The 6467-nt window shown below is 73.3% G+C and carries 4 protein-coding genes and 1 pseudogene; 2 read left to right on the top strand and 3 right to left on the bottom strand.

The genetic code is table 11. The annotated features are described in order from the left end of the window. Positions 1–256 precede the first annotated feature (256 nt). Positions 257–1681 (top strand): lamin tail domain-containing protein, encoded by a 1425-nt coding sequence (locus tag ACIPXM_RS32585; RefSeq protein WP_401662996.1) that lies wholly within the window; start codon positions 257–259, stop codon positions 1679–1681. Positions 1682–1998: 317 nt separating this feature from the next. Here the strand turns inward: ACIPXM_RS32585 and ACIPXM_RS32580 are convergent, their stop codons facing one another. The 3 genes from ACIPXM_RS32580 to ACIPXM_RS32570 form a co-directional block, all read right to left on the bottom strand. Further along, a complete protein-coding gene (locus ACIPXM_RS32580) occupies positions 1999–2724 on the bottom strand; it encodes a DUF4241 domain-containing protein (protein ID WP_401662994.1) in 726 nt (241 codons plus the stop codon). Between the two features lie 178 nt (positions 2725–2902). Continuing rightward, positions 2903–5572 carry a class IV lanthionine synthetase LanL gene (lanL, locus tag ACIPXM_RS32575; protein ID WP_401662992.1) on the bottom strand — a complete coding sequence of 890 codons (2670 nt, stop codon included), beginning with the start codon at positions 5570–5572 and terminating at the stop codon, positions 2903–2905. Between the two features lies 1 nt (position 5573). Further along, positions 5574–5756 carry an SflA family class IV lanthipeptide gene (locus ACIPXM_RS32570; protein WP_401662990.1) on the bottom strand — a complete coding sequence of 61 codons (183 nt, stop codon included), beginning with the start codon at positions 5754–5756 and terminating at the stop codon, positions 5574–5576. Positions 5757–5975: 219 nt separating this feature from the next. Between ACIPXM_RS32570 and ACIPXM_RS32565 the strand changes: the two are divergent. Then, positions 5976–6464 (top strand): annotated as a pseudogene (locus ACIPXM_RS32565) (DUF4265 domain-containing protein). The last annotated feature ends 3 nt before the right edge of the window (positions 6465–6467 follow it).

The following is a 6467-nucleotide window of genomic DNA, read 5'->3' as shown; positions in this document are numbered from 1 at the left end:
TTAAACGCCCCCGCCCCGGGGGGGGGGCCGGGCCCCGGGGCCGGGGGGGGGGCCCCCCCCCCGGGCCCCGGGCGCCCCCCCCCCCCGCCCCCGCGGGGGGGCCGGGGCCCGCCCGCGTTCCGCCGACCGGTCGCGGGGCACACGGGATTTGGCCAACCGTTAGCGTGCCGTCCCCCTGGGCGATGGCGTTCCGTTCGGCGGGAACCGGGACCGTCGGGGCGGCCGTTCGCCCATGACAACCACAGGATGGACACCAGTGACCGCATCGACCGCCCGCCCCCGGCGCCGCGTCCTCTCCCGGCTCCTCGTCGCCGCCCCGCTGCTCGCCGCGGGCGCGCTGACCGGCGTGCCCGCGCACGCGGCCGCCGCCGACGACATCCGCGTCAACGAGGTCGTGACCACGGGTGGCGTCAACGACTCGATCGAGCTCTACAACAAGGGCACCGCCACGATCGACGTCTCGGGCTGGATCCTCAAGGACGACGACAGCAGCCACTCGTACAAGATCGCCTCCGGCACCAAGCTCGCCCCGCAGGGCTTCCGGTCCTTCGACGTCAGCGGCAAGTTCGGCCTCGGCTCCGCCGACCAGGCCCGCCTCTACCTCGCGGACGGCAAGACCCTCGTCGACAGCTTCTCCTGGAGCGACCACTCCGACGCCTCCTGGTCCCGCTGCGCCGACGGCACCGGCGCCTTCAAGCAGGTCGCCAAGGTCACCCTCGGCGCGGCCAACAACTGCGGCACTGGCGGCGGGGGCGGTACGACGCCGGTCGCCTGGCCCGGCGGCAGCTCCGTCGCCACCGCTGACGGCTCCAACGTGTTCGGCCAGGACCTCAGCGGCCTCTACCAGGAGGGCGCGGTGATGTGGGGCGCGCAGAACAGCGGCAAGCTGTGGCGCCTGGTCAAGGACGGCTCCGGCGGCTGGAAGCCGGACACCACGTCCGGCTGGACCTCCGGCAAGACCCTGCGCTTCCCGGGCGGTTCCGGCAGCGCCGACAGCGAGGGCGTCACCCTGACCGGTACGGGCTCCGCCGGCGGCGCGTTCGTCGCGAGCGAGCGCAACGGCGACGCCTCCGGCACCAGCCGCCTGTCGGTGCTGAAGTACGACGTCAGCGGCACCGGCAGCAGCCTGACCGCCACCAGGGAGTGGAACCTCACCGCCGACCTGCCCTCCACCGGCTCCAACCTCGGCCTCGAAGGCATCACCTGGATCCCCGACACCGCGCTGACCGGCGCCGGTTTCAAGGACGCCACCACCGGCGCCGCGTACGACCCGGCCCGCTACGCCGCGCACAGCGGCGGCGTGTTCTTCGTGGGCGTCGAGGGCACCGGCATGGTCCACGGCTACGTCCTCGCCGACTCCGGCACGTACACCCGAGTCGCCTCCTTCAGCAGCGGCATGTCCGGCGTGATGGAACTCCAGTGGGAGCCCCAGGCCGCGCGCCTCTGGGCGGTCTGCGACGACACCTGCGACGGCCAGCACCGCACCCTGAAGATCGACACCACCGGCGCCTTCACCACGACGGCCGTCTACAACCGCCCGACCGGCATGTCCAACTACAACAACGAGGGCTTCTCCCTGGCGGGCGCCGACGAGTGCGTCGCCGGCACGAAGCCCGTCTACTGGGCGGACGACGCGAACGACGGCGGCCACGCGCTGCGCAGGGGCACGGTCTCCTGCTGACCCGCGCCTGATGCTTCTTTGACGCCGGAAGGCCCGGACCAGCTAGGTCCGGGCCTTCCGGCCGTGGGCTCGTCCACGAGAACGGGGTTCTGGCACAGATTTTGGGGAACCATCGCGGAGCAGGACCTCGGTGTTCGATTGCGAGTGACTGACTTGTGCGACCGCTCGCTGAGCAGGGCTTTGTGGTCCGGCTGATGGCCCGGCGGACTGTCCGCGCCGAACGTTCGCCGAGCCGTTCTCCCGGCTGGCTGCGCCGTACGCGCGGTTGACCACGTCGAGCTGTGCGACTTGCAGGGCAGGGAGAGGTGGCAGCGATGTCATGCTGTGGCGTCGGGCATGCCGCTGGTGACGACGATCGCCGCCACGTCGCCGGTCTTCGTGCGGCCGAGCCAGACGATGCCGCCGGACTCGGCCCCGAACGTAACCAGATCGGCTTGCCGCGACTCATCGCGTACCCGTTCGCACCCGTCGGCCAGCTGCTCGGAATCGCGCGGGGCAGGGACCCCGTCCACGAACGTGCGAAACGGTGCGGACAAGGTCTTCCACGCGCCTGCGTCGGCGAAGCAGCCGACATTGGCATCGGCGAAGAAGCGGGGCTCATCGCCCGGCTGAAGTCGGGCGATGTCGTCATCGACGCTCAAGCCCATCTCCCATCCGACGACGGGGTCGTCGCTGATGCACAGGCGCGTTGCGGCGCACTCAACGCCGTCGACGTGCTCGCCCGTGAACGCGTACGGGTCTGTCGTCCACGCGATCTCCACCCGGTAGGCGCCCGGGGGAATGCGCACCGCCAGCTCCCGCGGGGGCCTGGTCGGCAGCCCCCTCTGGTACTCCCAGACCTCGTCGTCGTGCCACGGGGCATCGACGACGAGCCGGCCGCTCGGTACGCGGATCGTCGTCAGCTCCTCGACACCCGTCACGACGACCGGCGTCAACGGATCGTCGTACACCGTCCCGAGGTGAGCACCGGGCGTGAAAGCCGCCTCCAAGTACCAGGTGGCCTCAGGCCCGGCTGCCAGCCGCGCGTCCCTGACCCACTCCATGTCGCACTCCCTCCTCACCACCCGGCCGGGCGGTCAGTCGAAAGCTACGTGGGCCCGCTGACATCGGCACTTCCTGTATCGCCGCGATCCGTGATCGCTCCCCAAGATCTGTGCCCGAACCGAGAACGGTTCTCGTGAAAGAAGCCACGGCCGTACGGCGGGACCACGAGAATCCGGCTCAGGCAGCCAGGAGCCCCAACCGCGGCCCGTCCCGGTCCCGCAGCCGCCGGAAGAAGCCCAGCACACCCGCCGAACCGCCCGCCCAGCCCGCGCTCGGTCGGGTGAGACCCGCGTCCGGGAACACCGGACGGCTCCAACTGCCGCCGCTGCGGCTCAGGATGAGCAGCGCCACGGTCCCGGCCGCCGCCCAGAATTCCTCCGACGCGGGAGCGGACGCGGAAGAGGCCGATTCCGAGGCCAGCGCAACGTCCACCATCAACTCACCCACCCCGGCGAGCCCGCAGCACTGGGTGACCAGCGGCATCCTCGGCGCCACGGCGGCGCACGCCCGGGCGGCCCGCGCCGCGAGGGCGAGGTGGGCGGGCTCGTCGAGCAGGACGGAGGCCCGGACGAGCACCGTGCCGATGCCCGCGAGGCCCCGGCACCAGGAGCCGTAGCGGCGGGTCGCGCCCGGTGCGGCGGAGGCCGCGACGATGTCGGGGGTGACGGCGGCGAGCCGCGCGACGGCCTGTTCGGCGCGGCGGACCGCCGCCGGGTCTCCGGACGCGACGCCGTACTCCAGGAGGAACGCCGCCACGCCCGCCTCGCCGTGCGCGAGACCCTCGTCGAGCGCCGCGCTGCCCGCCGTCCTCGGCCCGGTCACGGTGAGGCGGGCGGTGCCCGACGCGAGGAGCTCCGCGCAGTGGGTGGCGACGGCGAGGTGCCGGTCCGCTTGGTCCGGACGACCGGCCCGCCGGGCGTGCCCGGCGAGCAGCAGACGGCCCAGGCCGATCCCGGCGGCGCCCGCGATCAGGTCCGCCTCCGGAGGCCCGCCGTCGGGCGCGCGCTCCGGCAGCAGCGGAGGTCCGTCCACCACGTCCGGGCCCATCCCCGCCTCCGCGAGGAAGAACTCGACCCCGGTGCGCCCGGTGTAGAAGGCGGGCGTCAGATTCCTCGGCTGCTCCGCCGTCCACCGCGCCAGCGCCGCCACGGCGGCCCCAACCCCAGGCCGGTCCGCGTGCCGCAGCAGTTCGATGCCGAGCCCCGAACTCCCCGCGTACACATCGACGGACGCCGGGACCGGCGACCGCGCGGCCCGCTCCGGGTCCACCATCTCCCGCGCCTCCGCCACGCAGTACGCGGTCGTGTGCGCGACGATCTCGTCCAGCAGACCGTCGTCGAGCCGAGGCCGTACGGGCCGCCGCCCGGCCGGGGGCCGCGTACCGGTGCGCAGCCGGTCGGCGGCGCCGGCCCGTACCGCCGGATCGAAACTCAGCAGACCGGCCACCGTCGCCCGGACGTCCCGGTGGGCGGGGCCCGGCAGCGCCCAGGCGAGGCAGTCCAGGGACCGGTCCCGGTTGACCCGCCGGTCGGCGTCGACGAGCACCGGGTCCATGCCGGTGGCCGCGAACAGCAGGGTCGCGCCGAGGGCGTAGTAGTCGTCGGCGGGGGCGGCGGGCCCGCTCGCCGGCAGCACCGGCGCGCCGTACCCGGGGGTGGCACCGCCCGGCCCGGCGCCGTGCCGTTCGCTGATGCCGAAGTCGACGAGGTGGCAGGCGCCCGGGCCCGCCGCGTCGAGCACGATGTTGTCGGGCTTGAGGTCGCGGACGACCACGCCCCGGGCGTGCACCGCGTCGAGGATGCCGAGGAGCCGGGCGGCGAGCGCGGCCAGGGCACCTGGACCTCCGGCACCTGGACCTCCGGCACCTGGACCTCCGGCGCCCGGTCGGTCGGCGTCGTCCCGGAACGGCCCGTCCCGGAACGGTCCATCCCGGAACGGCCCGTCGCGCAGCACCTCGCCGCGCAGGTCCCGGCCGCCGCAGTCGCTCATCACCAGGTACTCGTCCGCTCCGTGGGCGAAGTAGTCCAGAGCGCGGGGCACGCCGGTCACCCCGTCGAGCGCGGTGAGGACGGCGTGTTCGTTGCGCAGCCGGTGCCGGGCGTCCGTACCGGACTCGTCCTCGCCCACGTACGCCCGCGCCTGCTTGACGACCACCGGCCGCCCGAGCGCGCGGTCGACGGCGCGGTACACGTTGCCGGTGGCGGCGCGGGTGATGCCGGTGGTGACGGTGTAGCGGCCACCGCCGAATCCGGCCCCGGAGCCCTCGGTCCCAGAGCCCACGGCCCCGGCGGGTCCGGATCCCTGCCCCGCGCCGGTCGTGAACGGGTCCTCGGCCCACGGCGGGCACCGGTAGCGCCCCACGGCGAGCCCGTCGAAGATCTGTCCCTCGGGCCCGGTCATGACGGATTCGAGCCGCCCGCTCCGCCCCGTGCGGTACTCGCCGGTGAACGGGCCGTAGCGGTAGTAGACGGGGGCCGCCGGATCGACCCGCCGGTCGCTCACGACCTGCGGACCCTCCCGGCCCCGCAGCGCGGCGGCGAGCTCCCGTGCGACCTCGACCACGGTGCCGTCCGCCGGGTAGACGGTGATCGCCTTGCCGACCGCTCCCGCGCTCTGCGTACCGGAGTTGAGCCGCCGCAGCGTCTCCGGATCGCGGGCGAACTTCGCGTGACAGACGTGCCGCGCCAGCACCGGCAGCACGAGCCCGATCACGTCGTCGAGCTCGCCGGGCCGCGCCGAGACGTGCAGCTTCCAGCCGTGTTCCATCGCCGGCATACGCGGATCGTTGAGGTACGACCAGGTCTCGTCGGCCCCACCCGTGCGGCCGGCGATGGAAACGGCGAGCACGCTACGAGTTCAGGTCACACGCGAAACGGGTCGTGGCGGTCACCCACGGGTCGGCGAGACAGGCCGCGTACTCGCGGTCGCTGCGGTCGTCGTCCTCGAACGGGATCGCCTCGTCGTCGATCCCGAGCGGACCCGCGTCACGGAATCCGTCGACTTCCAGAAGTTCCGGCACGGCTACGGGCATGTGATGCCTCCAGGTCTTGTCGTGCGCCGAAGAGCAGGAAACGGCCGCGCGGACCGGTGGACCCGCGCGGCCGAGGACTCGCCGGACCACGGTAGGGACGCGGCGAACACGCTGACAAGAGGGAACCCAGCACTCCAGTACGCAACGGACGGCCGCCCCCTGCCGTGGAGGGCGAGCTCCACCTCAGACCCGGTGCGCGAGGCCGCCGGCGGTCGGCACATGATGGCGGTCATGGAGAACGTGGTCGGGAAGGTCAAGATCTGGTTCCGGTTCGTCCCTCGCGAGGGATGGATCCCGCAGGACACCGAGGGGCTGTGGGCGACGGCGCTCGGCGATGACACGGCGCGGGTGGAAAACGTGCCGTTCCTTCAGGACGGGGTCGCCGAGGGCGATGTGGTGCGCTACCGGACCGATGCCTAGGGGCTCCACTGGGCCACCGGGCGGGTCAGCGCGTCCGGAAACTGCACGATCCGCGTGGTGCCCGTCCCCACCGGCCCGCTGGGACGCAGTCCGCGGGCGGTGCATCAGCGCCTTTCGGGGTTCGGGCTCGGGGGAGAGGTCTTCAGCGAGGACTTCCCCATGGTGGCCCTGACGGCACCGGCGGGCGCGGACTTCGCCGGGATCAAGGCTCTCCTGGAACAGGGGCAAGCCGAAGGCTGGTGGCACTACGAGGTCGGGTGTGGCACCGACGCGTGGTGGAACGCCTGAGCA

Source organism: Streptomyces sp. NPDC090025, from assembly GCF_044748125.1.
Taxonomy (GTDB): Bacteria; Actinomycetota; Actinomycetes; order Streptomycetales; family Streptomycetaceae; genus Streptomyces.
Note: the sequence above shows the minus strand (reverse complement) of the source record. Positions and strands in the feature narration are given on the sequence as shown.